We start from the raw sequence: 24533 nt of genomic DNA on the forward strand, positions 1-24533 counted from the left end.
CGCAGCGGATCCCGGAGTTAACCCCACGGAAACCTCAGCTCCGTAAGGTATTGACCACCGCCGCCCGCCCGAACGAGGATGTCCCCGCATGCGCTCAGCTCCCACCCGCCGCCCGTCCGGAGCCGCGCGCTCCGGCGCCCTCGCCCTCGTGGCGGGTCTCTCCGCCACGGCGCTCCTCGGCCTCGGCGCCACGCCCGCCTCCGCCGCGGAGGGCGACGTCGCCATCGACGTCTACTCCATCAACGACTTCCACGGCCGGCTCGAGACCACCTCGTCCACCGCCGGCGCCGCCGTGATCTCGGGCGCGTTCCAGCAGGCGAAGGCCGAGAACCCGAACAGCACGCTCATCAGCGCGGGCGACAACATCGGCGCATCGACCTTCACATCGCTGTCCCAGCAGGACGAGCCAACCATCGACGCGCTCAACGCCATGGGCGTCTCCGTCTCCACCCTCGGCAACCACGAGTTCGACCAGGGCCGCGACGACGTCGACGGCCGCGTCGTCCCCGCCTCCGACTTCCCCTACATCTCGGCGAACCTCTACGAGAAGGGCACGAAGGAGCACGCGTACGCGGCGTACGACGTGCAGGACATCGACGGCGTGCGCGTCGCGTTCGTCGGCGCGACCACCGAGGCGCTGCCCGAGCTCGTGAGCCCGGCCGGGATCGCGACGCTCGACGTCGGCAGCGTCGTCGACGCCTCCACCGCCACCGCCCGCGCGCTCCGCGACGGCGACGACGCGAACGGCGAGGCAGACGTCGTCGTGCTCGTCGTGCACGAGGGCGCGTCCACCTCCGACGAGTCCTCCCTCACCGACGACTCGGTCTTCGGCCGCATCGTGACGGGCGTGCAGGCCGACGTCGACGCCGTGATCTCCGGCCACACCCACCTCGGCTACGACTACGAGCTGCCGGTCGCGGGCAAGGCGCTGCCGCTCCCCGTGCTGCAGACCGGGAGCTACGGCACGAACCTCGGCCACCTGTCGCTCACGGTGGATCCCGCCACCAAGGCGCTCACCTCCATCTCCAGCGAGCTCGTGCCGCTGCTCACCGCGGACGGGAAGCCGGCGTTCCCGGCGGATCCCGCCGTGCAGCGCATCGTGGACGCCGCGGTCGCGAAGGCCGAGGTCATCGGCAGCCGCACGGTCGGCGAGATCACGGGCGACATCACGCGCGCCCGCCAGGCGGACGGCTCCGAGAACCGCGGCGGCGAGTCCACGATCGGCAACCTCGTCGCCGACGCGCAGCTGTGGGCGACGCAGGCGGACCTCGGCACCGAGATCGCCTTCATGAACCCCGGCGGCATCCGCCAGGACCTCACCGTCGCGTCCTCGGGAGCCGGCGACGCGGAGGGCGAGGTGACCTACAAGGAGGCCGCCATCGTGCAGCCGTTCGCCAACACGCTCACGACGGCGAAGATCACGGGCGCGGGCGTGAAGGCCGTGCTCGAGCAGCAGTGGCAGCCCGAGGGGTCCTCGCGGCCGTTCCTCAAGCTCGGCCTGTCGCGCGACCTCACCTACACATACGACCCGACGGCCGCGCGCGGCGAGCGGATCACGGGCGTGTTCTTCCAGGGCGAGCCGGTGGATCCCGCGCGCGTCTTCACGATGGTCGCGAACAGCTTCCTCGCGGAGGGCGGCGACAACTTCACGGAGCTCGCGAACTCGACCGAGCAGAGCGACTCCGGCCGCGTCGACCTCACCGCGTTCGTCGACTACATCACCGAGTTCTCTCCCGTCGAGCCCGACTCGGCGACGCGCTCCATCGGGATCGTCGACACCACGGGCGCGGCTCCCGCCGCCGGGCAGGAGCGCTCCTACGAGCTCTCCTCGCTGCTCGTCTCGAACGCGCCCGTGCAGGACACCGAGGTCGTGACGCTCATCGACGGCGAGGAGGTCGCGCGCACGCCGATCGACGCCGCGGTCGTCGACACGACCGACGAGCAGGGCCGCGCGAGCGTCCGGTTCACGGTGCCGGCCGGCCTCACGGCGGGAGCGCACCAGCTCGCGTTCCTGCTGCCGAGCACGGGTGCCTCGGTGCTCTACGCGCTCGACACGTCGGCGGGATCCGTCGTCCCGTCCGGCACGGGCACGGTGCCCGCGCCGAGCTCCGAGCCGACGCTCGCGGCGACCGGATCCGAGTCCGGACCCGTGCTCGGCACCTCCCTCGCCGCGCTCGCCCTGGGCCTCGCGCTCGTCGCGTTCCGCCGTCGGGCGGCGGCGGCCGCGCGCCGCTGACGGTCGCGCGACCATCCGCGGACGGGGCGGGTGTCGGACGACCGGCGCCCGCCCCGCCGGCAGCATCAGCCGCCGGTCGGCCTGACCCGGCCCCGGCCTACGCTGGAGCGGTGTTCGAACTCCACCACCTCAGCGCCCAGGACCTGTGGGACCAGCTCCAGCGCGGCGAGGTCACCCCGACCGAGCTCGTGACCCACTACCTCGAGCGCATCGAGCGGCTGGATCCGGGCCTCGGCGCCTTCACGACCGTCACCGCCGACCTGGCCCTCGAACGCGCGCGGTTCGTCGAGCGCAAGGTGCCGCGCACCGCACCGCTCTGGGGCCTGCCGTTCGGCGACAAGGACCTCTCCGAGCGCCAGGGCGTCCGCACCACCTTCGGCTCGCGCCTCTTCCGCGACCACGTGTCCGACCGCACCGACGCGATCCCGCAGGCGCTCGACGACGCGGGCGGCATCAGCCTCGGCAAGACGAGCGCGCCCGAGTTCGGCCTGCCGTCGTACACCGAGAGCCTCGTCGCGCCACCCGCCCGGACACCCTGGGACACCACGCGCGGCGCCGGCGGATCCAGCGGGGGAGCGGCCGTCGCGGTCGCGGCGGGCCTCCTGCCCTTCGCGCCGGGATCCGACGGCGGCGGCTCGGTCCGCATCCCCGCGGCCGCGACCGGCCTCGTCGGCCTCAAGCCGTCGCGGGGTCTCGTGCCCGCGGGATCCGGCCAGGAGTCGCTGGCCGGCCTCGTCGTCCCCGGCCCGCTCGCGCGCAGCGTCGCGGACGCCGCCATGCTGCTCGACGCGATGATCGGCCGGGTCAACGGCCGCATCCCGCACCCGTTCACGCTGCGCGCGCCCGAGGACCCGGACGGCGACCTGCTCGGCGCGGCCGTCCGCGGCGAGGGCCGCTTCCAGATCGGCGTGATGACCACGACGCCGTGGGACGACGCCTACGAGATCGTCCGCGACCCCTCCGCCGACGACGCCCTCGCGCTCGCCGTGCGCGAGCTGGCGACCATGGGCCACGGCCTCGAGGACCTCGCGCTCCGGCCGGATCCCACCTACGCGCCCGCCTTCCGCACCATCTGGCAGGCCGGCGCCGCGGGGATCCCGGCCGAGGGGGAGCAGCTCGACCTCCTCGAGCCGCTCACGCGCTGGCTCGTCGAGCGCGGCCGCGAGCTCAGCGCGCGTGACCTCGCCCGCGCGCTCGCGCAGCTCGCCGCCTACGAGCGCAGCGTCATCGCGCAGTTCGCCCACGTCGACGCCGTGCTCACCCCCGCGCTCGCGCAGGAGCCGCGCCCGGTCGGCTGGTACGACGCCGAGGACGGCGAGCGGAACTTCGCGCAGCAGGTCGCGTACACGCCGTACACGTCGTTCGCGAACGTGACGGGCCTGCCCGCGATCACGCTGCCCGTGCACCTCACCGACGACGGCCTGCCCATGGGCGTGCAGCTCATCGGGCGGCCGGGCGGCGAGGCCACGCTCCTCGCGATCGGCCGGCAGCTCGAGCGGCGGCTGCACTGGCAGCGGCGGCACCCGCCGCAGTGGTGAGGCGGCGGGTCAGGCCAGACCGCTGATCCCCTTGACGATCGCCGAGACCGCGCCGCCGAACGCCAGCACCACGACGGCCGCGCGGGCGGCGCGCGTCGGGATCCGGGGGCCGAGGAGCGTGCCCGCGCCGATCCCCGCGAGCATCGTCACGATGATGCCCACCCACGCCGCCGTCCCCAGGTCCGGCCAGCGCTCCGGCGCGATGAGCAGCTTCGTGAGCAGGGACGAGGCCCCGACGGTGACGAAGAACGGCTGCAGCGTCGCCGCGAACGCCCGCTGCTCCCAGCGGCTGACGACCGCGTAGACGCTCAGGCTCGGCCCGCCGATGCCGGCCGCCGCGTTCATGACGCCCGATGCGAAGCCGAAGCCCGCCATGACGCCCGGACCGTCGATCGCGCGCGCGGTGCGCCGGAGCACGAGGGAGGTGGTGAGGGCCGCGATGAGCAGCAGGCCGATCCCGATCTCCAGCGCCTCGTCCGGCAGCAGGTACGCGAGGAGGGCGCCGGGCACGATCCCCACGAGCGCGGGGATCGCGAGGAATAGGTAGCGCCGCCACTCCACGTCCCGCCGGACCCCCGCCAGGATGATCGCCGCCGACAGCGCGCCGCACAGGTTCACGATGAGCACGCCGTCGAAGGGACCGAGCAGGATCACGAGCACGGGCGAGACGACGAGCGCGAAGCCGAGGCCGGTGACGCGCTGGGCCACGGCGCCCACGAAGACGGCGGCGAGGACGAGGGCGGACACGATGACATCCTCCCGTGGATCCACCGCCCGATCGTCCGGTCGGCCTCGACCGCTGCGGTTAGGCATGCCATACTTAGGCTGTGCTTACCTCCACCGCGACCCTCGCCGCCGGCACCGCTCCCGTCGAGGACGCGGTCGAGGAGCAACCCGCGGTCGAGCGCCCCGCCTACCGGCCGTTCGCGGCGCGTGTGGCCCGCACCGAGCGCATCAGCCCGACGTTCCTCCGGATCACGTTCCAGAGCGACGACCTCCGCGACTTCGGCGACGAGTGCCTCGACCAGCGCATCAAGCTGCTGCTGCCGGTCGCCGAGCACGGGCTGCCCGACCTCACCGGGGTGGGCGGCGACGACTGGTTCGCCTGGTGGCGCGCCCTGCCCGACGCGGAGCGCAACCCGCTCCGCACCTACACGTCCCGCGCCGTCCGCCGCGACCTCGGCGAGGTCGACGTCGACTTCGCGCTGCACGGCGACATGGGCCCCGCCTCCCGCTGGGCGGGCTCCGCGCGGGTCGGCGACGAGATGGTCCTCATCGGCCCCGACGCCCTGAGCCCCGCGCGCGGCCTCGGCATCGAGTGGCATCCCGGAGCCGCGCGCTCGCTGCTCCTCGCGGGCGACGAGACGGCCGCGCCCGCCATCTGCAACATCCTCTCCTCCCTCCCCGACGACGCCGTGGGTTGCGCCTTCATCGAGGTGCCCGTCACGGGGGACCGCCTCGACGTGCGCGTGCCGAAGGGCGTGAACCTCACCTGGCTCCCGCGCGACGGCCGCCCGAACGGATCCCGCCTCGAGGAGGCCGTGCGCCACTGGGTCGACTGCCACGTGAAGGTCGGCGCCATCGCCGCCCCCGAGGTCGCGCTCGCCGACGACGCGCAGCCGCTCGCGGAGGACGACGCCGAGGGCATCGTGTGGGACGCGCCGGTCGTCCACGAGGGCTCCACGCTCTACGCGTGGCTCGCGGGCGAGTCCGGCTGCATCAAGGCGATGCGCCGCTTCCTGGTGCGCGACACCGGGATCGATCGCCGGCAGGTCGCCTTCATGGGCTACTGGCGCGCCGGCGCGGCCGAGGGATCCTGACCATGGCCGGAGCCACCCGCTCGCGCACGCGCAAGGACGTGAAGCGCCAGGTGCTGCTCGTCACCGACGAGACCGGCCTCGCCGCGACGCAGACCGCGCTCGCCGCGCTGCCCCTGTGCACGCGCGGCAGCGTGTTCGTCGAGGTGCCCGACGCGTCCGCCGAGGTCGCGCTCGCGCACCCGCCGCGCATGGTCGTCACCGTGATCGCGCGCGAGGGCCGCGGGATCGACGGCGCACCCGCGGCGCCCATGACCGCGGTCGCCCGGGCGGTCGGCGCGTGGGCCAGCGAGATGATGGTGTTCGCCGCGCCCATCTCCGACGAGCACCCGGTCACCGAGGTCAGCGTGCTGCTCGGCGGTCACGTCGGCGGCCACGACGACCTGCTGCACCTGCTCGCGACGCGCTGACCCGGATCCGTCGGGCGATGTCGGCTCAGCGCCGGACGGGCTCGTCGGTCCCCGCCGCCAGGTCCAGGGCGGCCCACAGGTCCCTCCCGAGCTGCCGGTCCGCGGCCTGCGCGGTCGTCTTCCCGTCGGGCGTGAGCTGGTCGAAGTACGTCCCGCTCGGCGCGCCCAGGTCGGGCACCGACGCGAGCTGCACGAGCGGCACGGCGCCCGCCTCCGCGGAGATGCCGTAGGCGCCCATCGACAGAGCGAGCAGCGCCTTCATCACGGTGCTGTCGGATCCGAACGACGTGCGCACGAGCCCCGGGTGGAACGAGCACGCCTCGAGTCCGCGGGCTCCGATGCGCTCCGCGAGCGTGCGCATCATCAGGATCATCATCGCCTTCGACGTGCCGTAGGCCTGCCAGCCGCCGAGCCAGGGACGCTTCCGCCAGTCGAGGTCGTCGAGCCGCACGCGGCCCCAGAGGTTCGCGCGGCTCGCGGTGCCGATGACGCGCACCGGGCTCTCGTCGGCGCGGAGCGCGTCCTGCGTCTCCTCGAGGCGCGGCAGCAGCAGGCGCGTCAGGAGGAACGGCGCGAGGACGTTGCGCTGGAACGTCGTCTCGTGGCCGTCGACCGTCATGGCGCGCCGCGGCACGAGGCTGCCGGCGTTGAGGGCGAGCACGTGGATCCGCGGGCACGTCTCCAGGAGGGTCGCCCCCAGCGCGCGCACCTCGTCGAGCCGGTCCATGTCGGCGAGGACGTGCCGCGCGCCCAGCTCGGCGGCGATGCCGCGCGTGCGCTCCGGATCGCGACCCACCACGACCACGTCGGCGCCGCGGTCGTGCAGCTCGCGGGCGGCGATGCGGCCGATGCCGGAGCTCGCGCCCGTGATGACGACCGTGCGGCCGTCGAGCGGGCCGGTCACCGGTAGCCGCCCTTCTCGAGGCCCGCCTCGATCTCGAAGCGGTTGCGCAGCGGATCCCGCCCCGCCCACCAGTAGAGCAGCGGCATCAGCAGCCCGTACCGGCGCCACTGCGTGACGTGCACGGCCTCGTGCTCGAGCACCGCGAGTCCGTCGTTGTCGCGCGTGAGGTAGACGCGGCCGACGCAGGTGCCGCCGCGCCCGAAGACCCAGGACGGCAGGCCGGTGAGGACGATGAGGTCGCCGTGACGCTGCACCTCGCCCGTGCTGAGCGGGAGGCCGATGACGAGCGCGATGCCCGTCGCGACGCCGCTGCCCGCGCGCGAGACGGGGGAGTCCAGCAGGACGCCGCGGACGGCGCCCGCCGCCGTGCCGAGCCCCGCGCGGATCACGCGGTCGGCCGCCCGTACGTCTCGAGCAGGCGCAGCCACACCTCGCTGATGGTGGGGTACGACGGCACCGCGTGCCAGAGGCGCGTGACCGGCACCTCGCCGACGACCGCGATCGTGGCGGAGTGCAGCAGCTCGGCGACGTCCTGGCCGACGAAGGTGACGCCGACGATCACGCCGCGGTCCTCGTCGACGACCATGCGCGCCTTCCCCGCGTAGCCGTCGGCGTGCAGGCTCGAACCCGCGACGGATCCGAGGTCGTAGTCGACGACGCGCGTGCGGATCCCGGCCTCCTCCGCCGCCTTCGCGGTGAGGCCGACGCTCGCGACCTCCGGGTCGGTGAACGTGACCTGCGGGACGGCGCGGTGGTCGGCCGTCGCGACGTGGACGCCCCAGGGCGCGTCGTCGACGGTGCCGCCGGTCGCGCGCGCGGCGATGACCTCGCCGGCCGCGCGCGCCTGGTACTTGCCCTGATGGGTGAGGAGCGCGCGGTGGTTGACGTCGCCGACGGCGTACAGCCACGGCGTCTCCGCGTTCACGTCGCCCGTGACGAGCATCGTGTCGTCCACGTCGAGGTACGCGCCGGCCTCGAGGCCGACGGCGTCGAGGCCCAGGTCCTCGGTGCGCGGGGTGCGGCCGGTGGCGACCAGCACCTCGGCGGCCGTGACGGCGGATCCGTCGGAGAGCTCGACGGTGACCTCGTCGCCGTCGCGGGTGACGCGGGAGGGCGATCCCCCGAGGCGCACGTCGACGCCCATGTCCCTGAGGCTGTCGCCGACGAGCTCGCCCGCGAAGGGCTCCTGCCCGCTGAGCAGGCCGCTGCGGGCGACGAGAGTGACGGCGCTGCCGAGCGACGCGAAGGCGGTGGCCATCTCGGCCGCGACCACGCCGCCGCCGATGACGACGATCGAGGTCGGCACGACCTCGACGCTGGTGGCCTCGCGGCTCGTCCACGGCTGCGACTCGGCGAGGCCCGGGATGTCGGGGAGGAGCGCCGCGGTGCCGGTGGAGACGACGACGGCGTGCGCGGCCTCGTGCTCGGTCACGGACCCGTCCGGTGCGGTGACCGTGACACGGCGCGGCCCGGAGATGCGCCCGTGGCCGCGCGCGAGGTCGATGCCGATGCCCTCGAGCCAGCTCACCTGCCCCTGGTCGTCCCAGGAGCTGGTGAAGGAGTCGCGGCGCTTCAGGACCGCGGCCACGTCGAGCTCGCCTGTGACGGCCTCCTTCGACCCGGCGACGGCGCGCGCCGCGCGGAGGGCGCTGCCCGAGCGGAGGAGCGCCTTGCTGGGCATGCAGGCCCAGTAGGAGCACTCGCCTCCCACGAGCTCGGACTCGACGACGAGCACGGAGAGCCCGCCCTGCTTGGCGCGGTCGGCCACGTTCTCGCCGACGGGGCCGGCACCGATGACGATGAGGTCGTAGGAGGTCATCACCCGACCCTACGCCGGGCGTCCCGGGCATCGGCCGGGCGGGTTCGGTCGACGGATCAGCGACCGACGAAGTCCGCGGGCCGGCGCTCCGCGGCGGCGCGCATCCCGCGCGCCGCGTCCTCGGATCCCGCGAGCCGCACGAGCTCCGCCGAGAGCGCGGCAGCCGCCGACCGGTGTCCGTCGCGGACGGCGGCGCGGGCGTTCCGGAGCGTCGCCTGCACGGCGAGCGGGGCCTGCGCGGCGATGCGCTCGGCGATCCCGACGGCCGCCGCGAGCTGCTCGCCGTCCGGCACCACGAGCTGCACGATGCGCATGCGCCTGGCCTCCTCCGCGTCGAAGGGGTCGCCCGTGAGGATCCAGCGCATGGCGTCGCCCCAGCCCGCGACGGCCGGGAAGCGGAGGGTCGCGCCGCCGAAGGGCAGGATCCCGCGCGCGACCTCGATCTGCCCGAACCGCGTGCCGGCGGCCGCCACCACGACGTCGCTCGCGAGGGCCAGCTCGATCCCGAGCGTGAGGCACGTGCCCTGCACCGCGAGGACCACGGGCTTGCCGACGCCGTCGCCGACCATCCGCCACGGGTCGACGCCGTTGTCCGGCACCGTGTCGAGGCCGCCGTCGGGGCCGCGGCCGATGTGCGGGGCCACGTCGGCGAGGTCGAGCCCGCCCGTGAAGTGGTCGCCGACCGCGTGCACCACGCCGACCCGCAGCTCCGGATCCCTGTCGAGCAGCCCGTACGCGCTCGCGAGCTCGCGGAGCATGCGCATGTCGGCGGCGTTGCGCTTGGCCGGCCGGTCGAGGCCGATGAGCAGCAGGTGCCCGCGCCGCTCGACGCGCACGCGGGGGGCGTCGTCGGCCTGGGGCTCTGCGGTGGATGCGGTGCGGGCGTCGTCGCTCACGGCGGTCTCCTTCGATCGTCCGGTCCAGCCTCGCAGGGCGCGGCGGGCGGCGCGACCTCCCGTCCGGGTCAGACCGGCCCGGTCAGCGCCCCGATGATCCGAAGGATGGTGCCCATGTCGTCCACGGCGGCCGCGGGGGAGGACGGCGCGAACTCGGTGATCCCGGCGCCCGCGAGCCCGAACGACCGGCGCAGCGCCTTGATCGACTCGGTGACGGCCTGCACGTCGAGCCCGAACGGCTCCGGGTGGCCGACGCCGGACATCCCGCCCGGGTCGAGCACGTCGAGGTCGACGTGGACGTACACGTCCGTCGCGCCGGTCGCCGTGACAGCCGCCACGAGCGCCTCGGGCGTCATCGCGTCGACGCCGAGGAGCGCGATCCCGCGCGAGTCCACGAGGTCGGACTCCGCGTCGTCGAGCGCGCGCACGCCGGCGAGCACGACGCGGTCGGCCGTGACCGCGCCAGCCGGGAGCTCCAGCCCGTCGACGCCCTCGCCGATGACGGCGCGCAGCACCATGCCGTGGAAGGCGCCGGTCGGCGAGGACGCGGGGGAGTTGAGGTCGGCGTGCGCGTCGAGCCATACGACCGCGAGCCCGGGGTAGGCGGCGGCCGCGTGCCCGATGGCCGCGATCTCCACGCCGCAGTCGCCGCCGACGGTGACGACGGGGCCGGACCCGGACGCGGACGCCGCCTGGAGCGCCGCCTCCTGGCGGGTGCGCACCGCGAGCAGCGACGCGTAGCGGAGGACGCCCGTGCCGAGCGACTCGCCGGCCTCGACGGGCACGTCCACGACGCGTGTGGCGGATGCGGGCAGGTCGCCGCGTATCGCCTCGGCCCCGTCCGCGAGCCTCATGGCGCGGGACGAGCCCGAGCCCTGCCATTGGGGGACGACGACGAAGGAGGCGGGCACGTCCTCAGTATCCCGTGCGGCGCGGGACATGGCGATGCCCGCCGCCCGCGGTCGTGGCCGCGGGCGACGGGCATCGTCGTGGGGAGGAGCTGTCGCTCCGCCCGGCTACTCCATGTCGCGGTAGCGCTTCGCGTCGGCCAGCGCCTGGCGGAGGCCGTCTGCGTCGAGCGCCGGTCCGTAGCCGGGGGTGTCGCGCTGGATGCGCCAGCCCTCCGCGAGCGGTCCCGCATCCACCGTGTCGTAGCCGAAGGAGTCGAGGATCGAGGTGACGGTCGCCTTGGCGTCGGCGTCGTCGCCCGCGATCACGAGCGCTCGGCGGTTCGGCGTGCCGGCGGGGGTGCCGTGCTCGGTGAGGTCGGCCGCGTAGATGTGGTTGAAGGCCTTGACGACCTTCGACTCGGGCAGGTGCCGCTGCAGCATCTCCGCGGTCGTCGTGGTCTCGTCGTCGAGCTCGGCGATGTGGCCGTCGCGCTCCGGGTAGTAGTTGTCGGTGTCGATCACGATCTTGCCCGCGAGGGGCGCGACGGGGACGCTGTCGATGTTCTTGAGCGGGATGGTGACGACGACGATCTCGCCGGCCTCCGCGACCTCCTCGACGGTTGCGGCGCGGGCGCGGTCGCCCAGCTCGTCGATGAGCTCGGTGAGGGTCTCCGGGCCGCGGGAGTTGGCGATCACCACGTCGTGGCCGGTGGAGGTGAACAGGCGGGCGAGCTGGCTGCCGATGAGTCCGGCGCCGATGATTCCGATGTTGGTCATGCTGAGGGGAACGGCGTCCGGCCGGGCGGAATTCCCCGGGCGGACGACGACGGGCGCCGCCCCGGAGGACGGCGCCCGTGGATCCGGTCGAGGGCTACTCGCCGGACGTGACCTGCTTCGGCGCGGATCCGCCGGACTTCAGCGCGGCGAGGCGCGCCTCGACCTCGGTCAGCTCGCCGAGGTCCTCGAGCTCCTCGAACTGCGCGTCGAGGCTGGACGCCTGCAGCTCCTCGGCGCCGCGGACGCGGGCCTCCTCGCGGCGGATCTTCTGCTCGAAGCGGCTGACCTCGCTGGTCGGGTCCATGATGTCGATGCTCTTCATCGCGTCCTGCACCTGCGACTGCGCCTGCACCGTCTTCTGGCGCGCGTTCAGCTCGTCGCGCTTCGACGACAGCTGCTGGAGCTTGCCGCGCATGGTGTCGAGGCCCTGCTTGAGCTTCTCGACGACCTCGGTCTGCGACGCGATGGTGGGCTCGGCGCCCTTCGCCTCGCTCTCCGACTGCATCTGGCGCTGGAGGGCGACGCGGGCGAGCGCGTCGAACTTGTCGGCGTTCGGGGTGTTGCCGGCGTTCCGGTACTCGTCCGCCTTCTGGCTCGCGGCGAGGGCCTTGCGACCCCAGTCCTGCGCGGCCTGGACGTCCTCGCGGTGGTCGTCCTCGATCATCCGCAGGTTGCCGATGGTCTGGGCGACGGCGCTCTCCGCCTCGCGGATGCTCTCCGTGTAGTCGCGGACCATCTGGTCCAGCATGAGCTGCGGGTCCTCGGCCTGGTCGATGAGGTTGTTGATGTTGGCCTTCGCGAGCTGGGCGATGCGGCCGAGGATGGACTGCTTGGACATGGGTGCTGCTCCTTCTCGTCTGGTGCTTCGTCGGAATGGGTTGATCATGGGTCGCTCTCGTTCTCGTCGTCGTGCTGGTCGTCGCTAGAAGTCGCCGCCGCTGAAGCCGCCGCCGCCTCCGCCGAAGCCGCCGCCGCTGAACCCGCCGCCTCCGCCGAAGCCCCCGCCGCTGAAGCCGCCGCCTCCTCCGCCGCCACCCCAGCCGCCGCCACCGCTCAGCAGGCCGCCGATGATGCCGCCCATGATCGCGCCGCCGAAGGCGTCCCCGCCGCCGCGGCCGCCCATCATGCCGCCGCCGTAGCCGCCGTATCCGCCGCCCTGGTCGAGGTCGCGCTGCGCGGCCTCGATGGCCTGCGCGGAGTAGGAGGTCGCGGCCTGCGCCGCGGCGACCGCGCGCACGGGATCCCGCGGGGCGGCCTCGTGCGCGTCGTCGAGCGCGCGCTGGGCGTGGGCGAGGCGCGTGCGCGCCTCCTCGCCGACGCCGCCGCGGCGCGTGGAGATGAAGTCGCGCGCCGTGGCCACCTGGCTCTCGGCGGTCGACAGCGCGCGCGGCAGGTAGCCGATCGCGCGCTGCACCTGCTCCTGCTGCTCCCGCACGGGCGCGAGCGCCTCGTCGAGACGGGCCTCCGCCTCCTGCAGCAGCGTGACGCTCGTGAGCGGGTCCGCGAGACGGCCTTGCAGCGGCTTCGCGTCGGCGATGGCCTGCTCGGCTGCCTCGACCAGGCGCGTCAGCTCCGGCATGCGCCCGCCGCGCTGCGCGGCGCGGGCGTCCTGGATGTCGCTGCGCACGTCGGCGATCTCCTCCTGCACGCGCGTGGACGCGTGCTCGAGGTCGGACGAGACGCGGTCGACGCCGTCGAGGAGCGTGCCGGCCTGGCCGACCGCCTGCTGCGCCGCGCGCACCTTGACCGCGATCTCGCCGGTCGACGCGCGATCACCCGCGCGGATCGCCTCGGCGGCCTCCTGCGCGGTGTCGGTCGCGAAGGAGAGGAGCGAGCGGGCCTGGTCGACGTTGCCGGTGACGGTCGTCATCGACGGGCCGGCGTAGCGGCGGCCGAGGAGGTCCACCGCCTCCTGCGTCCGCTCGATCCGGGTCTTCAGCGACTCCGCCTCGGTGACGATGGCGGAGAGGGTCTGCGGCGCGTTCTCCTCGAGCGCCCGGAGCTCCTCGAACGACTCGGCCTGCGCGTCGAGCTCGGCGCGCGCCTCCTCGCAGAGGTCGACGATGCGCGCCGCCCAGGTGCGGCGCTCCTCGTCGGTGTCCTCGATCGTGTCGTCGAGCTTCTGCTTCAGGGCGAACGCCTCGCGGACCTTGCCGCCCGCCGAGACGAGCACCTCGCGGTACGGGCCGACGGCGCCGGATCCGAACTCCGCCTCGGCGAAGCCCACCTCCTGCTCGCTGGTCTCGAGCGCGTCGTCGAGCTGCACGAGCATGCTGCCGGCGCGCTGCTCAGCTGTCCTCATCTCCGCGAGCGCGGCCTGGCGCTTCGCGGCGACCGCCTTCCGCTTCTTCCGCCGGCCGACGAGCGTCGTCGCGACGGCTGCCACGAGGATCGCGCCCAGCACGAGGAGGAGGACGAGGCCGAAGTCGATGCCGGAGGAGTTCCCGGACGACGGGGTGGCCCCGGTTCCCGACTCGGTGCCCGTGCCGGTGCGTGCCTGGGACTCGATGCCCTGCGCGGCGGCGACGGCGGCCCCTGACCAGTCGCTGTCCTGCAGCTCCGGCCGGATCCCGTTCTGCAGGAGCTGGTCGCGTGCGGACTCCGACAGCTGCGCGGGAGCCCCGAAGGAGACCTGCCGGCCGTCGACGGCGACCGCGAGGAGCGCGTCGGAGCCCCCGAAGCCGTTGGCGGAGTTCGTCGCGCGGCCCCAGGCCGCCTGATCCGCCTCCCCGGTGAAGGTGTCCACGTACGCGACATGGAGGGTGATCCCGGTGTCCGTCCGGAGCGTGTCGATCGCCTGCTGGATCTGCTGCTCCTGCGCGGGCGTCACCGCGTCGACCTGGTCGAGGATCGTCGCCCCGCCGAAGTCCACCGGCCCCGTCGCCTGCGCGGACATCGGCACCAGGGCCCCGGCCAGGCCGAGCGCGAGCGCGGCCCCGATCAATCTCGCGGACCGCGGCATGCGACTCCTCCGTCGTCTCAAGTACGTGCTCCATCCAGGCTAGTGGCGCGGGCGCGTGCGCTGGCCGTGAGGATCCGGGCCGCGCGGGTCACGCGAGCTCCGTCACGGTGCGGTCGCGGGGATCCCAGCGGCGGATGCCCGCGGCCGGCGCGTCGAGCGGGTCGATGCGACCGAGGGCCGCGACCGCCGCGCCGAGCTGCTCGGCCGTCAGCCGCAGGGCGATCGTGACGTGCGGCGTCCACGGACCCGGAGGCGTGTGCGGGACGACCTCGACGGGTGCGGCGTCGGGGTCCGGGTCGGCGGACGCCTGGTCGACGGCCGCGTGGATCCGCGCGTGCAGGTCGAGCAGCGGCCGGTCGACCACCACCTGCCGCGCGAGCACGAGGCCTCGCGGCGGGACTCCGAAGACGACGAGCCCGCCGAGCCGGAGCGTCGGCAGGGGAGAGGCAGCGGCGAGGGCGCGGACGGCGTCGTCCGCGGATCCACCGAGATCGGTGGCGGCCAGCAGCGTCACGTGCGGGCGGTTGGTCTCGCCCGCGTGGTCGGCCAGGCTCGGCAGGCCGGCGTCGGCGAGGGCGCGCCAGGATGCGCGGACCGCGGCGTCGGAGGCCGCGTCCAGCGTGAGCTCGAGGCTGCCGGCGCTCAGGGGCGGGGCGGAGTCGAGGGGGGCGTGTGGCCCTGGCCGCGGCCGCCGTCCGGGCCGAGCTTCCGCAGCTGGTCGTCGGCGGCCTGGCGCGCCTTCTGGATCTTGTCGGCGTGCTTGCTGCCGGTGGCCTTGTCGGCGATGCCGGACACCTTGTCGATGGCGGTGCGGCCGACGTCCTGGCCCTTGGACGTGCGCAGGAAGCCGGTGGCGGCGGCGGCGATGCGGGACAGCTTCACGGGTGGTCTCCTCTGAAGGGGGATCGGGTGGGCCGCCGTGCCCGGGCGGCGCGGCGGTCGTCCTGCGTCCATCCTGGCGTGCCGCGCCTGTGCCGGAGCGGGGAGTCTCCCCGGGAGAGGGAATGCGTCGGCGATCACCGGCCCGTGACGGCGGCGCGGCGGGCCTCGTCGCCGGTGCTACCCTGGATCCGCGCTCGCGCGCACCCTGGCCCCCATAGCTCAGGGGATAGAGCACTGCCCTCCGGAGGCAGGGGCGGAGGTTCGAATCCTCCTGGGGGCACACCTTCCCATATCCCGTGTTGGTGCGGTGAGAGGCCGGTCCCGTCTGCGGGGCCGGCCTCTCGTGCATCCGGGTGATCCGTGTCGCTCGTCGCCGCCGTCGCCGCCGTCGCGGCTCCGCGCGCACGGGGCTACCTCGTGCGCTGACGGCGAGGTGCGAACGCCGCCGCGCGAGATGACGCGCACCGGCACGACGGAGGAGATCGCATCGACTCGACGCGCGCATGTCGCTCGCAGCGCGGCAGGGGCGGAGGGCGCGTGAACACACGCGGCGGGGCCCGAGACGGGTCTCGGGTTCCCGCCGCGTGGTGCTGGGCCCAACTGGGGGAGCGGGCCTAGAGACGAAGGTAGTGGGCGACCGGCGGGACGACCACGCCGCCCGGTACTGGAAAAGTCCAGTGGTGCAGCGACCAATCCGATTCCCGCATCGCGACGAAGTGCCGCGTCCCGGACAGGCAGGATGCGCGGTCGCGCGTTCGAGACCCGGTCGGCCGGGCATCCTCGGCCGGCCGGCCTAGGCTCGGCGCATGGCAGACGACGACGACTCCACCTCGATCCGCGACCTCCTCACGGGCGCGAAGCCCGCGCCCCACGACTTCCCGCAGCTCGACCCCGCGGACCTGCCGGACGATCCGATCGACCTCGTCATCGCGTGGATCCGGGACGCCGTCGCCCACGACGCCGCCGAGCCGAACGCGGTCGTCCTCGCGACTGCCGACGCGGAGGGCCGCCCGAGCGCGCGCACGCTCCTGCTCAAGGACGTGACGCCCACGGTCGACGACGAGCCGGGCGCCCTGTGGTTCTCCTCGCTCGCCGACAGCCCCAAGGGGCGCGACCTCGAGGCCAACCCGCGCGCGGCGCTCGTCGCGTACTGGCGGGAGCGCGGGCGCCAGATCCGCGCGACCGGCCCCGTCTTCCACGGCGACCGCGAGGTGAGCGAGCGCGACTTCCTCGCCCGGCATCCCGCATCGCGCGCCGAGGTGATCGCGGGCGACCAGAGCGAGCCGATGCCCGACGCCGCCGAGCGCGACGCGCGGATCGCCCGGGCGCGGGAGGCGGTGGAGGCGGATCCGGAGCTCGTCGCCGACTCGTGGCGCGCCTACGTGCTCCAGCCGACGGTCGTCGAGTTCTGGCAGGCGACCGCCGACCACGGCCAGCTGCGGATCGTGTACCGGTCCGGGCCCGACGGGTCCTGGTCGCACACGCTCGTCTGGCCGTGAGGGCCGCCGCGGCCGGCGCGTATCGCGTGCGACGCGCGTCGCGGCCTGCGCGTGTTGCGGAACATGACGCGCGGCGTGCGATCCCGCGGGCGACGCCGCACACTGGATCCATGCCCGCCCCCCTCCGCCGCCTCGCCGTCGTGCAGGTGACCCGCTCCCGCCCCGAGGCCGCCGCGTACAACACGCTCGTGCAGGGCCTCAACGCGCGCGTCGCCGAGGTCGCCGACGAGGCCGGCTGGCTGGTCGAGAACATCGCCGCGGAGGACGAGGGCGTCGAGTCGCTGCTCGCCCGCACGCGCGAGGCCGACGCCGTCGTCATCATGGGCGGCGAGGACGTCGCCCCGCGCTTCTACGGCGGGCCCGCCGAGTACGAGGGCCGCTCGACGCACCGCGAGGTCGCCGACGCCGGGCAGATCGCGCTCGTCCGCCGCGCGGTCGCCGAGGGCACGCCGCTGCTCGGGATCTGCCGCGGCGCCCAGATCGTCAACGTCGCGCTCGGCGGCACCCTGCAGCAGCACATCGAGGGCGTGGGGGAGCACCGAAACGACGCCGAGGAGATCACGGCCGTGATGCGCGACCACGACGTGCGCGTCGTCGCGGGCAGCCGGCTCGCCCGCGTGCTGGGATCCACCGAGGTCGTCGTGCGGAGCGCCCACCACCAGGCGGTCGACCGGCCGGGCACGGGACTCCGCGTGGTCGCGGTCGCGCCCGACGGCGTGCCGGAGGCCGTCGAGCACGAGAGCGCGCCGGTGATCGGCGTGCAGTGGCACCCGGAGGACCCGGGCGCCGCGCGCGACCAGCTCCCCGCCCTGCTCGACGCGCTCGCCGACGCGTGCGCCCTGCGGGAGCCCGCCGACGCCGCGCGCACCGCGGCCGCCTGAGCCGACACCGGACAGGACGACCGCGGCGCGCATCACCGCGAGGCTCGGGTCAGGGCATCACGTCGCCGCTGTTGGGCCCGAGCGTCTGGCCGACGAAGAGGTTCCCGTCGGGATCCGCCGCCAGCAGCACGGCGGTCGGCGCGACCTCGTCCACGGTGCCGAAGCGGCCCAGGGGCAGCTCCCTGCGCTTGGCGTCCTTCCAGTCCTCCGAGATGGCGTCGACGAGCGGCGTGGAGATCGGACCCGGCGCGATGACGTTCGCGAGCACGTTCGAGCCGGACACCTCGAGCGCGAGCGACTTCGTGAACGCGATGACCCCGGCCTTCGCGGCCGCGTAGTGCGCGAGCCCCACGCCGCCCTTCTGGCCGAGCTGCGACGCGACCGTGATGATCCGGCCGTCGCGCCGCTCGAGCATCCCCGGCAGCACGGCGCGCGTCAGCAGGAACACGCTCGTGAGGTCGACGTCGATCGTGCGCTGCCACGTCGCCAGCGTCATCTCCGCGACGGGGGCCTCGGTGAGGATCCCGTGGGAGTTGACGAGCACGTCGATGCGGCCGAGCATGCGCCCGGCCTCCGCGACGGCGCCAGCGACCCTGGCCTCGTCGGACACGTCCGCCGTGACCGCGCCCACCGCCCCGATCCGGCGCGCCTCCTCGTGCACGGCGGGCGAGAGGTCGAGCAGCACGACCTCCGCGTCCGCGAGCACGAAGTGGCGCGCGATGGCCGCGCCGATGCCGCTGGCGGCGCCGGTCACGAGCGCGGTGCGCCCGCGGAGCCGGTCGCTGCGGGGCACGGGCGCGGTCACTCCTGCATCCGGATCGTCAGGCCGCCGTCGACGGTGAGCGTCTGGCCCGTCACGTAGCCGGCGTCCTCGGAGGCGAGGAACGCGATGACCGACGCGACCTCCTCGGGCCGGCCGACGCGCCCGGCGGGGATGCGGTCGCCCGCGCGCCGCAGCCCGTCGGGCCCGAGCGAGTTCACCGCGTCGAGCGACTGCGGCGTCTCGATGAGGCCCGGGATGACGGTGTTCGCCCGGATCCCGCGCGGCGCGAGCTCCACGGCCGCGCTGCGCACGAGGCCGACGACCCCCGCCTTCGCGGTCGCGTAGTGCGCGTGGTCGCCCCAGCCGTAGACGCCGCCCGCGATGGACGACACCGCGACGATCGAGGAGCCGCGGCCGAGGAGCGGCTCGGCGGCGCGGATCACGCGCATCACGCCGCCGAGGTCGACGCCCAGCACCTCGTCCCACCGCTCGTCCGTCATCGCGCCGAGTGGCGCGCGGCGGAGGATCCCGGCGGCCGCGATCACGTGGTCCACCTGGCCGTACTCCTCGAGCGCGGCCCGGACGAACGCGTCGACCGACGGGGTGGAGGCCACGTCGAGGTCCACCGCGATGCCCGTGCCGCCGACTGCGCGCACGGCCTCGAGGGTCGCGCCCGCGTCGTGCGGGTCGCCGGGGAAGCGGCCGACGACCACGCGGTCGCCGCGGGCGGCGAGGCGCACGGCGGTGTCACGGCCGATGCCGGAGGCCCCGCCCGTGACGAGCGCGACGGGAGCCGCCCCGGTCACGCGACCGCCTCGCGGGTCTCGCCCGTGGGCTTGGCGAGCAGCATCACGAGGGCCGAGGCGAGGATCCCGCCCGCGCCCACCCACAGCGCGGCCTGGCCGAACGACATCGCGCTCGCCGTGAGGCCGGTGAGCAGGAAGCCGCCGATGATGGCGCCCGGCTGGCTCATCGCGCCGATGAAGCTGGATCCGGTCGCCCGGCAGTCGCTGTCGAAGCAGCCGGCCTGGAAGAACAGGATCGCCGCGTACGGCCCGAGCAGGAAGAACAGCCCGACCATGTAGGCCCCCATCACGAACGTCGGGTCGTCCGGCCCGAGCAGCATGACCGCGAACGCGAGGCCCGCGACGAGCCAGCCTCCGACGATCACGTTGCGGCGGCCGAGCCGGTCGCCCAGCCAGCCGTGCACGAGGTACCCGACCACGCCGACGCAGTTCGAGGCGATGATCAGCAGCAGCGCGTTCGACGCGTCGATGTGCTTGCCCGACTCGAGCACGGTGGTGCCGAGCACGGAGAAGGTCTGGATCCCGAACCAGTTGAGCAGCCACGCCAGGCTCAGCACGATCGTGCTGCGCAGGTGCTTCCCCTGGAAGATGCGCGCGATGGGGGCCGACTTCTGCACGTCGAGCCCGGTGGCGCGGGCGAACGCGGCCGCCTCGTCGTGCAGGCCGGCGGCCCGCAGGCGCCGGATCCGCTGCTGCGCCACGAACTGCGGGCTCTCCCGGAGCGTGAGGCAGATCGCCGCGACCACGAGCGCGGGCACGGTCGCCAGGCCGAACGCGATGCGCCAGCTGCCCGGCCCGAACGCCGTCGTGATGAGGCCCACGAACGCGGCGGCGAGCAGGGCGCCGAGCGGCCATCCCGTCTGCACCATCGCGTAGACGAAGCCCTTGTTGCGGCGGATCCGCTCGTCCTCCGTCTGCTCGTAGATCTCGTTGAGGTACGTGGCGTTGATGGACTGCTCGGCGAGGCCCAAGCCGCTGATGCTGCGGATCCCGACGAGCGAGACCGCCCCGGCGCTGAGCGCGGTCGCGCCCGACGACAGCGCCGTGCCGGTGACGGACACGACCATGCCGATGCGGCGGCCGAGGCGGTCGACCATCGGGCCGACGAGCAGCACGACGACCGCCGTGCCGACGCTGACGAGGGTCGAGACGAGCAACGACTCGCTCGTGTCCCAGCCGAAGTCGCGCGAGATGTCGGGCAGCAGCGTGCCGAAGAGGATGAAGTCGTAGACCGCGATGGTCCACGCGAGGAAGGCGATGCCCGTGACCCGGCGGGTCTGTCGGACGCTGACCTTCTCGAGGCCGGCCGGCAGCGCGCCGGAGGATGCGGCGGCTGCGCCGGTGTCCGCGGATGCGGTCCCGGGTCGGGAGGTGTCGGTGCTCATGGTGGTGGTCTCCTGCGGTCGGTCGGTTCGCGGATCAGGGGACGCGCGGGGTGCGCGGGGAGCGTCGCTGGAAGTCCTGGGCGATCTCGTCGAAGGTCGCCCAGCGGACGCCCTCGTGCGAGTTGATGTGGGCGATGAGCCGCTCGAGCATGAGGAGCACCTGCGGGCGGCCCGAGACGTCGGGGTGGATCGTGAATGTGAAGACGCCGTAGTCGTGCTCGCGGTAGACCCAGTCGAACTGGTCGCGCCACATCTCCTCGAGGTGGCGGGGGTTCACGAAGCCGTGGCTGTTCGGGCTGCCCTTGACGAACATCATGGGAGGCAGGTCGTCGAGGTACCACGACGCGGGGATCTCGACGAGGTCGGTCTCCTCGCCGCGCACGAGCGGGTGCATCCAGCTGGCGGCGTCCTTCGTGTAGTCGACGCCCTGCCACGTGTCGCCGACGCGCACGTAGTACGGCTCGAAGTCGCGGTGCATGAGGGAGTGGTCGTAGCGGATCCCGCGCTCGATGAGGAGCTCGTTCGTCACGCGCGAGAACTCCCACCACGGCGCCACGTAGCCGGTGGGGCGACGGCCGGCGCGCGACTCGATGAGCTCGATGGAGCGGTCGAGCACGTCCGCCTCCTGCTGGCGCGACATCTCGATGGGGTTCTCGTGGCTGTAGCCGTGCGCGCCGATCTCGTGACCGGCGGCGACGACCTGGTCGAACTCGCGCGGGAAGGTCTCGATCGAGTGGCCCGGCCAGAACCAGGTGGAGGGGAGGTCGTGCTTGGCGAGCAGCGCGTTGAGGCGCGGCACGCCCACCTCGCCCGCGAACAGCCCGCGGGAGATGTCACCGGGCGAGTCCTGCCCGCCGTACGAGCCGAGCCAGCCGCTCACGGCATCGACGTCGATGCCGAACGCGATGATGATGTCCTTGGCCATGGGGGTCCTTCCGTCGGGTGATGGATCAGGCAGGCAGGGAGCCGGCCGGGGTGGGGATGCGGGTCTCGGGGTCGGCGGCGACGGCCAGCAGGCGGCGCGCCTCGTCGACGGGGTGGTGGTCGAGCAGGAGGGCCACGAGGATGCGGGCCTGCGCAGCGGAGAGGCTGCCGATCGGCACGGCGCCCGCCGCGACGGCGTCGACTGCGCCGCCGTCGCCGTAGATCGCGGCGACCGGGCCGTGGGCGACGCGCGTGCCGAGGGCGACGAGGACGCCCGCGTCGGCGGCCGCCCGGATCTCCGGCACGAGCGCGCGATTCGCGTTGCCGGCGCCCGTGCCGATCACGACGACGCCCGCGGCCCCCGCGGCGATCGCCGCCCGGAAGAGCACGGCGTCGGCCCCGGGGTGGACGCTCACGCAGTCCACGCGGATCCGGTCGAAGCGGGGAGTGGGCGCGGGCAGGATCGGCAGCGCGCGCGGCAGGCGGGCGATGCGCACCTCGTCGCCGGTCACGCGGCCGAGCGGTGCGCCGTCGCGGGCGGCGAAGGCGTCGGGATCCAGCGTGCGCGCCTTCACCAGGCCGTCGGCCGCGAGGATGCGCGAGGCGAACACGGCGAGCACGCCGGCTCCCCGCGCGTCCGGCGACGCGGCGACCACGATCGCGTCGCGCAGGTTCCCGGGCCCGTCGCCCGCGGGGTCGTCGGCCGAGCGCTGGGCGCCTGTGAGCACCACCGGCCGCGGGTCGTCCGTGACCAGGTCGAGCAGGAACGCCGTCTCCTCCAGGGTGTCCGTGCCGTGCGTGACGACCACGCCGTCCACGTCGTCGCGCGCGAGCGCCTCGGCGACCGCGTCCTGGATCGTGCGGAGGTCGGCGTGCGTGAGCGCGAACGAGTTGACCCGGAGGACGTCGCGCGTCTCGACGGTGACGCCGGCGGGCCGGGCGGGCACGGATCCGAGCAGGCGGTCGGCGGGATCCGCGGCGACCGCGGCTCCGTCGGGGCGCGTGCGCGAGGAGATGGTCCCGCCGGTGGCGAGCACGAGGACGTGGGGCATGCGGTCGATCCTCGGTCGCACAAACGATTGCGTCAATGGTTTGCGTCGAACGATCACGTTGCCGTCCTGTTGCGGGGATGTTTCCCCGTCGGAGGCTTGTCGGCTGCATCGCGGGCCGCCCGCTGCCGGCCCGCGACGCTGTGCCATGCTGGATCGGGTGAGGAGGCCCGAGTGACCCGGAAGCGCCAGCCGCCCACCACGCAGCGCATGATCGCGGAGCTCGCCGGCGTCAGCATCACCACGGTCTCCCGCGTGCTCAACTCCCGCGAGGAGCACCCCGGTCGCTGGGCCGGACCAGAGACCGTCGCCGCCATCCTCGACATCGCCGAGCGCAGCGGCTACCGGCCGAACCCGCACGCCGCGAGCCTGCGCACCTCCCGCTCCGACCTCGTCGGCGTGCTGGTCCCGCGCCTCCAGGACTACGTGCTCGCGACCGTGTACGAGGGCATCGACGAGGCGGCCACCGAGCGCCGCATCTCCACCTTCGTCACGAACAGCCTCGATCGTCCCGACCTCCAGCGCAGCCGCACCCGCAGCATGCTCGACCGCCGGGTCGACGGGATGATCTTCGGCGACGCCCACCTCGACGACCCGCTGCTCGACGAGCTCGCGGAGGAGGGCGTCCCCTTCGTGCTCGTCTCGCGCCGCCGCGGCGACCACGTGGCCGTCACGTGCGACGACGTGGCCGGCGGCCGCCTGGCGGCCGAGCACCTCATCGCGCAGGGGCGCACGCGGCCGGCCGTGCTCGCGGGGATGTCGTTCGCCTCCACCGCGGTCGACCGCACGCGCGGCTTCCTCGAGGCGTACGCGGAGGCGGGGATGCCCGTGCCGCCCGAGCGCGTGATCGAGCGGGGCTTCGACGCCGCGGCCGGCCGGGAGGCGACCGAGGAGGTGCTCCGCGCCGGGCACGCGCCGGACGCGCTCTTCGCGACCAACGACTTCGCGGCGATCGGGGCGATGGGGGCCCTCCGCGACGCGGGCCTGTCGGTGCCCGACGACGTGGCGCTGGTCGGCTACAACGACACCCCGCTCGCGGCGTCGGGATCCATCGGGCTCACGAGCGTGCGCTCGCCCGTCCACGAGATGGGACGGATCGCGCTGGAGACGCTCCTCGCGCTCGTCGACGGCCGGGAGGCCGCCTCGCGGCTGCTCGAGCCGACGCTCGTGGCGCGCGCGTCGACGGGACCGCACCCGGCCTGAGCGGCGGCCGCTCGTGCGGGCAGGCGCACGGGGCAGGCGCACCGAGCGGGGCGGATCGGATGCCACGATGGACGCATGCGCCGCGACGTCTCCTCCATGCTCGAGCTGCAGGTCTCCGGCGAGAGCGAGATGGCCTTCGCGGTCGCCGTCGCCCGGGGCGCCGACGTCGCGTCCGAGCACCTCTCCTTCGCCCTCGACGGCCGCCCGATCGAGGCGACCGAGGTGGTGGACCGGCACGACACCCGGCTGCACGTCCTGACGACAGGAGCGGGAGCGTTCACGATGGAGTACCGCGCGACGGTCACCGGCCGCCGCGACCCCGCGCCCGTCGACGACGTCGACCTCTGGATCTACCGCCGCCCCAGCCGCTACTGCGAGTCGGACACGCTGTTCCCCACGGCCCGCGGCGAGTTCCGCGGCCTCGACGGCCTGCCGCTCCTCGCCGCCGTGCGCGCGTTCGTGGCGGAGTCGCTGCGGTACGCGCCGGGATCCAGCCTCCCGACCGACGGCGCCGTCCGCACGCTGCTCGCCCGACGCGGCGTCTGCCGCGACTACGCGCACCTCGTGATCGCGATGCTGCGGGCGCTCGACGTGCCCGCGCGGCTGGCCGCCGTCTACGCGCCCGGGCTCAGCCCCATGGACTTCCACGCGGTGGCCGAGGCGTGGGTCGACGGCGCGTGGCACGTCGTGGACGCCACCGGGCTCGCGCCCCGGCAGAGCCTGCTGCGGATCTCCACGGGCCGCGACGCCTCCGACACCGCGTTCCTCACCAACACCCGGAGCCTCGTGACCATCTCGCGCATGGAGGTCATGGCCACGGTCGACGAGCTGCCGGTCGACGACGTCTCCGCGGCCGTACGCCTGGGCTGAGCCGTACGCCCCGGCGGACGGG

General features: G+C 74.4%; 24 protein-coding genes and 1 tRNA gene. 9 read left to right on the forward strand and 16 right to left on the reverse strand.

Going from position 1 to position 24533, the window contains the following annotated elements; all coding sequences use genetic code 11:
* Window positions 1–88: 88 nt before the first annotated feature.
* Complete coding sequence (locus tag K0V08_RS01315; protein ID WP_079532472.1) at window positions 89–2236, forward strand: bifunctional metallophosphatase/5'-nucleotidase; 2148 nt, start codon at window positions 89–91, stop codon at window positions 2234–2236.
* Window positions 2237–2346: 110 nt separating this feature from the next.
* Window positions 2347–3774, forward strand: coding sequence for an amidase (locus K0V08_RS01320; RefSeq protein ID WP_079532475.1), 1428 nt, complete (start codon window positions 2347–2349; stop codon window positions 3772–3774).
* Between the two features lie 9 nt (window positions 3775–3783).
* Here the strand turns inward: K0V08_RS01320 and K0V08_RS01325 are convergent, their stop codons facing one another.
* Window positions 3784–4521: a sulfite exporter TauE/SafE family protein gene (locus K0V08_RS01325; protein WP_079532478.1), complete on the reverse strand. Its 738-nt coding sequence runs from the start codon at window positions 4519–4521 to the stop codon at window positions 3784–3786.
* An 80-nt stretch (window positions 4522–4601) separates the two neighbouring features.
* Between K0V08_RS01325 and K0V08_RS01330 the strand changes: the two genes are divergently transcribed.
* Window positions 4602–5594: a siderophore-interacting protein gene (locus tag K0V08_RS01330; RefSeq protein WP_079532480.1), complete on the forward strand. Its 993-nt coding sequence runs from the start codon at window positions 4602–4604 to the stop codon at window positions 5592–5594.
* 2 nt (window positions 5595–5596) lie between these two features.
* Entirely contained in the window at window positions 5597–6001 is a 405-nt protein-coding gene (locus K0V08_RS01335; protein WP_043560703.1) for an SIP domain-containing protein, read from the forward strand.
* A 25-nt stretch (window positions 6002–6026) separates the two neighbouring features.
* Here the strand turns inward: K0V08_RS01335 and K0V08_RS01340 are convergent, their stop codons facing one another.
* From K0V08_RS01340 to K0V08_RS01385, 10 genes are all read right to left on the reverse strand, one after another.
* Window positions 6027–6905 carry an SDR family NAD(P)-dependent oxidoreductase gene (locus K0V08_RS01340; RefSeq protein WP_079532483.1) on the reverse strand — a complete coding sequence of 293 codons (879 nt, stop codon included), beginning with the start codon at window positions 6903–6905 and terminating at the stop codon, window positions 6027–6029.
* Window positions 6902–7294, reverse strand: a complete 393-nt coding sequence (locus tag K0V08_RS01345) for a Fe-S oxidoreductase (RefSeq protein WP_079532486.1) — start codon at window positions 7292–7294, stop codon at window positions 6902–6904. The genes K0V08_RS01340 and K0V08_RS01345 overlap by 4 nt, the downstream gene beginning before the upstream one ends.
* On the reverse strand, window positions 7291–8724 hold the full coding sequence (locus tag K0V08_RS01350; RefSeq protein ID WP_079532489.1) for a dihydrolipoyl dehydrogenase family protein: 1434 nt from the start codon (window positions 8722–8724) through the stop codon (window positions 7291–7293). The genes K0V08_RS01345 and K0V08_RS01350 overlap by 4 nt, the downstream gene beginning before the upstream one ends.
* Before the next feature lie 56 nt (window positions 8725–8780).
* Window positions 8781–9620, reverse strand: coding sequence for a crotonase/enoyl-CoA hydratase family protein (locus tag K0V08_RS01355; protein WP_079532491.1), 840 nt, complete (start codon window positions 9618–9620; stop codon window positions 8781–8783).
* 68 nt (window positions 9621–9688) lie between these two features.
* Window positions 9689–10531, reverse strand: a complete 843-nt coding sequence (locus K0V08_RS01360) for an arginase family protein (RefSeq protein ID WP_079532493.1) — start codon at window positions 10529–10531, stop codon at window positions 9689–9691.
* A gap of 105 nt (window positions 10532–10636) precedes the next feature.
* On the reverse strand, window positions 10637–11287 hold the full coding sequence (locus K0V08_RS01365; protein ID WP_012037821.1) for an NADPH-dependent F420 reductase: 651 nt from the start codon (window positions 11285–11287) through the stop codon (window positions 10637–10639).
* Between the two features lie 94 nt (window positions 11288–11381).
* Entirely contained in the window at window positions 11382–12125 is a 744-nt protein-coding gene (locus tag K0V08_RS01370) for a PspA/IM30 family protein (protein WP_012037822.1), read from the reverse strand.
* 84 nt (window positions 12126–12209) lie between these two features.
* Window positions 12210–14249: a TPM domain-containing protein gene (locus tag K0V08_RS01375; RefSeq protein ID WP_079532496.1), complete on the reverse strand. Its 2040-nt coding sequence runs from the start codon at window positions 14247–14249 to the stop codon at window positions 12210–12212.
* Window positions 14250–14337: 88 nt separating this feature from the next.
* Complete coding sequence (locus tag K0V08_RS01380) at window positions 14338–14895, reverse strand: 2'-5' RNA ligase family protein (protein WP_231689100.1); 558 nt, start codon at window positions 14893–14895, stop codon at window positions 14338–14340.
* Window positions 14892–15131: an antitoxin gene (locus K0V08_RS01385; RefSeq protein ID WP_043560705.1), complete on the reverse strand. Its 240-nt coding sequence runs from the start codon at window positions 15129–15131 to the stop codon at window positions 14892–14894. Before K0V08_RS01385 ends, K0V08_RS01380 begins: the two co-directional genes overlap by 4 nt.
* A gap of 208 nt (window positions 15132–15339) precedes the next feature.
* On the opposite strand from K0V08_RS01385, the gene K0V08_RS01390 reads away from it, so the two are divergent.
* The 3 genes from K0V08_RS01390 (at window position 15340) to K0V08_RS01400 (ending at window position 17511) form a co-directional block, all read left to right on the forward strand.
* Window positions 15340–15411: transfer RNA gene (locus K0V08_RS01390), tRNA-Arg, on the forward strand.
* A 526-nt stretch (window positions 15412–15937) separates the two neighbouring features.
* Window positions 15938–16630: a pyridoxine/pyridoxamine 5'-phosphate oxidase gene (locus tag K0V08_RS01395; RefSeq protein WP_079532498.1), complete on the forward strand. Its 693-nt coding sequence runs from the start codon at window positions 15938–15940 to the stop codon at window positions 16628–16630.
* 110 nt (window positions 16631–16740) lie between these two features.
* Window positions 16741–17511: a gamma-glutamyl-gamma-aminobutyrate hydrolase family protein gene (locus K0V08_RS01400; protein ID WP_079532501.1), complete on the forward strand. Its 771-nt coding sequence runs from the start codon at window positions 16741–16743 to the stop codon at window positions 17509–17511.
* A gap of 49 nt (window positions 17512–17560) precedes the next feature.
* Here the strand turns inward: K0V08_RS01400 and K0V08_RS01405 are convergent, their stop codons facing one another.
* The 5 genes from K0V08_RS01405 to K0V08_RS01425 are packed head-to-tail and all read right to left on the reverse strand — an operon-like array spanning window position 17561 to window position 22441.
* On the reverse strand, window positions 17561–18316 hold the full coding sequence (locus K0V08_RS01405) for an SDR family oxidoreductase (RefSeq protein ID WP_079532503.1): 756 nt from the start codon (window positions 18314–18316) through the stop codon (window positions 17561–17563).
* Window positions 18313–19080 carry an SDR family NAD(P)-dependent oxidoreductase gene (locus tag K0V08_RS01410; protein ID WP_012037829.1) on the reverse strand — a complete coding sequence of 256 codons (768 nt, stop codon included), beginning with the start codon at window positions 19078–19080 and terminating at the stop codon, window positions 18313–18315. The genes K0V08_RS01405 and K0V08_RS01410 overlap by 4 nt, the downstream gene beginning before the upstream one ends.
* Window positions 19077–20465: an MFS transporter gene (locus tag K0V08_RS01415; RefSeq protein WP_172405436.1), complete on the reverse strand. Its 1389-nt coding sequence runs from the start codon at window positions 20463–20465 to the stop codon at window positions 19077–19079. The genes K0V08_RS01410 and K0V08_RS01415 overlap by 4 nt, the downstream gene beginning before the upstream one ends.
* Before the next feature lie 34 nt (window positions 20466–20499).
* Complete coding sequence (locus K0V08_RS01420) at window positions 20500–21390, reverse strand: polysaccharide deacetylase family protein (protein WP_079532505.1); 891 nt, start codon at window positions 21388–21390, stop codon at window positions 20500–20502.
* Between the two features lie 25 nt (window positions 21391–21415).
* Window positions 21416–22441 (reverse strand): asparaginase, encoded by a 1026-nt coding sequence (locus K0V08_RS01425; RefSeq protein ID WP_079532508.1) that lies wholly within the window; start codon window positions 22439–22441, stop codon window positions 21416–21418.
* Window positions 22442–22612: 171 nt separating this feature from the next.
* Between K0V08_RS01425 and K0V08_RS01430 the strand changes: the two genes are divergently transcribed.
* A complete protein-coding gene (locus K0V08_RS01430; RefSeq protein WP_172401797.1) occupies window positions 22613–23641 on the forward strand; it encodes a LacI family DNA-binding transcriptional regulator in 1029 nt (342 codons plus the stop codon).
* A gap of 75 nt (window positions 23642–23716) precedes the next feature.
* Window positions 23717–24511 carry a transglutaminase-like domain-containing protein gene (locus tag K0V08_RS01435; protein ID WP_079532511.1) on the forward strand — a complete coding sequence of 265 codons (795 nt, stop codon included), beginning with the start codon at window positions 23717–23719 and terminating at the stop codon, window positions 24509–24511.
* Window positions 24512–24533 lie beyond the last annotated feature (22 nt).

Source organism: Clavibacter michiganensis (assembly GCF_021216655.1).
Taxonomy (GTDB): Bacteria; Actinomycetota; Actinomycetes; order Actinomycetales; family Microbacteriaceae; genus Clavibacter; species Clavibacter michiganensis.

Excerpts from the sequence above, each read along its gene's own strand:
- K0V08_RS01315 (WP_079532472.1), top strand. The coding sequence starts at position 89 with ATGCGCTCAGCTCCCACCCGCCGCCCGTCCGGAGCCGCGCGCTCCGGC.
- K0V08_RS01335 (WP_043560703.1), top strand. The coding sequence starts at position 5,597 with ATGGCCGGAGCCACCCGCTCGCGCACGCGCAAGGACGTGAAGCGCCAG.
- K0V08_RS01350 (WP_079532489.1), bottom strand. The coding sequence starts at position 8,724 with ATGACCTCCTACGACCTCATCGTCATCGGTGCCGGCCCCGTCGGCGAG.
- K0V08_RS01365 (WP_012037821.1), bottom strand. The coding sequence starts at position 11,287 with ATGACCAACATCGGAATCATCGGCGCCGGACTCATCGGCAGCCAGCTC.
- K0V08_RS01370 (WP_012037822.1), bottom strand. The coding sequence starts at position 12,125 with ATGTCCAAGCAGTCCATCCTCGGCCGCATCGCCCAGCTCGCGAAGGCC.
- K0V08_RS01375 (WP_079532496.1), bottom strand. The coding sequence starts at position 14,249 with ATGCCGCGGTCCGCGAGATTGATCGGGGCCGCGCTCGCGCTCGGCCTG.
- K0V08_RS01395 (WP_079532498.1), top strand. The coding sequence starts at position 15,938 with ATGGCAGACGACGACGACTCCACCTCGATCCGCGACCTCCTCACGGGC.
- K0V08_RS01400 (WP_079532501.1), top strand. The coding sequence starts at position 16,741 with ATGCCCGCCCCCCTCCGCCGCCTCGCCGTCGTGCAGGTGACCCGCTCC.
- K0V08_RS01415 (WP_172405436.1), bottom strand. The coding sequence starts at position 20,465 with ATGAGCACCGACACCTCCCGACCCGGGACCGCATCCGCGGACACCGGC.
- K0V08_RS01420 (WP_079532505.1), bottom strand. The coding sequence starts at position 21,390 with ATGGCCAAGGACATCATCATCGCGTTCGGCATCGACGTCGATGCCGTG.
- K0V08_RS01425 (WP_079532508.1), bottom strand. The coding sequence starts at position 22,441 with ATGCCCCACGTCCTCGTGCTCGCCACCGGCGGGACCATCTCCTCGCGC.
- K0V08_RS01435 (WP_079532511.1), top strand. The coding sequence starts at position 23,717 with ATGCGCCGCGACGTCTCCTCCATGCTCGAGCTGCAGGTCTCCGGCGAG.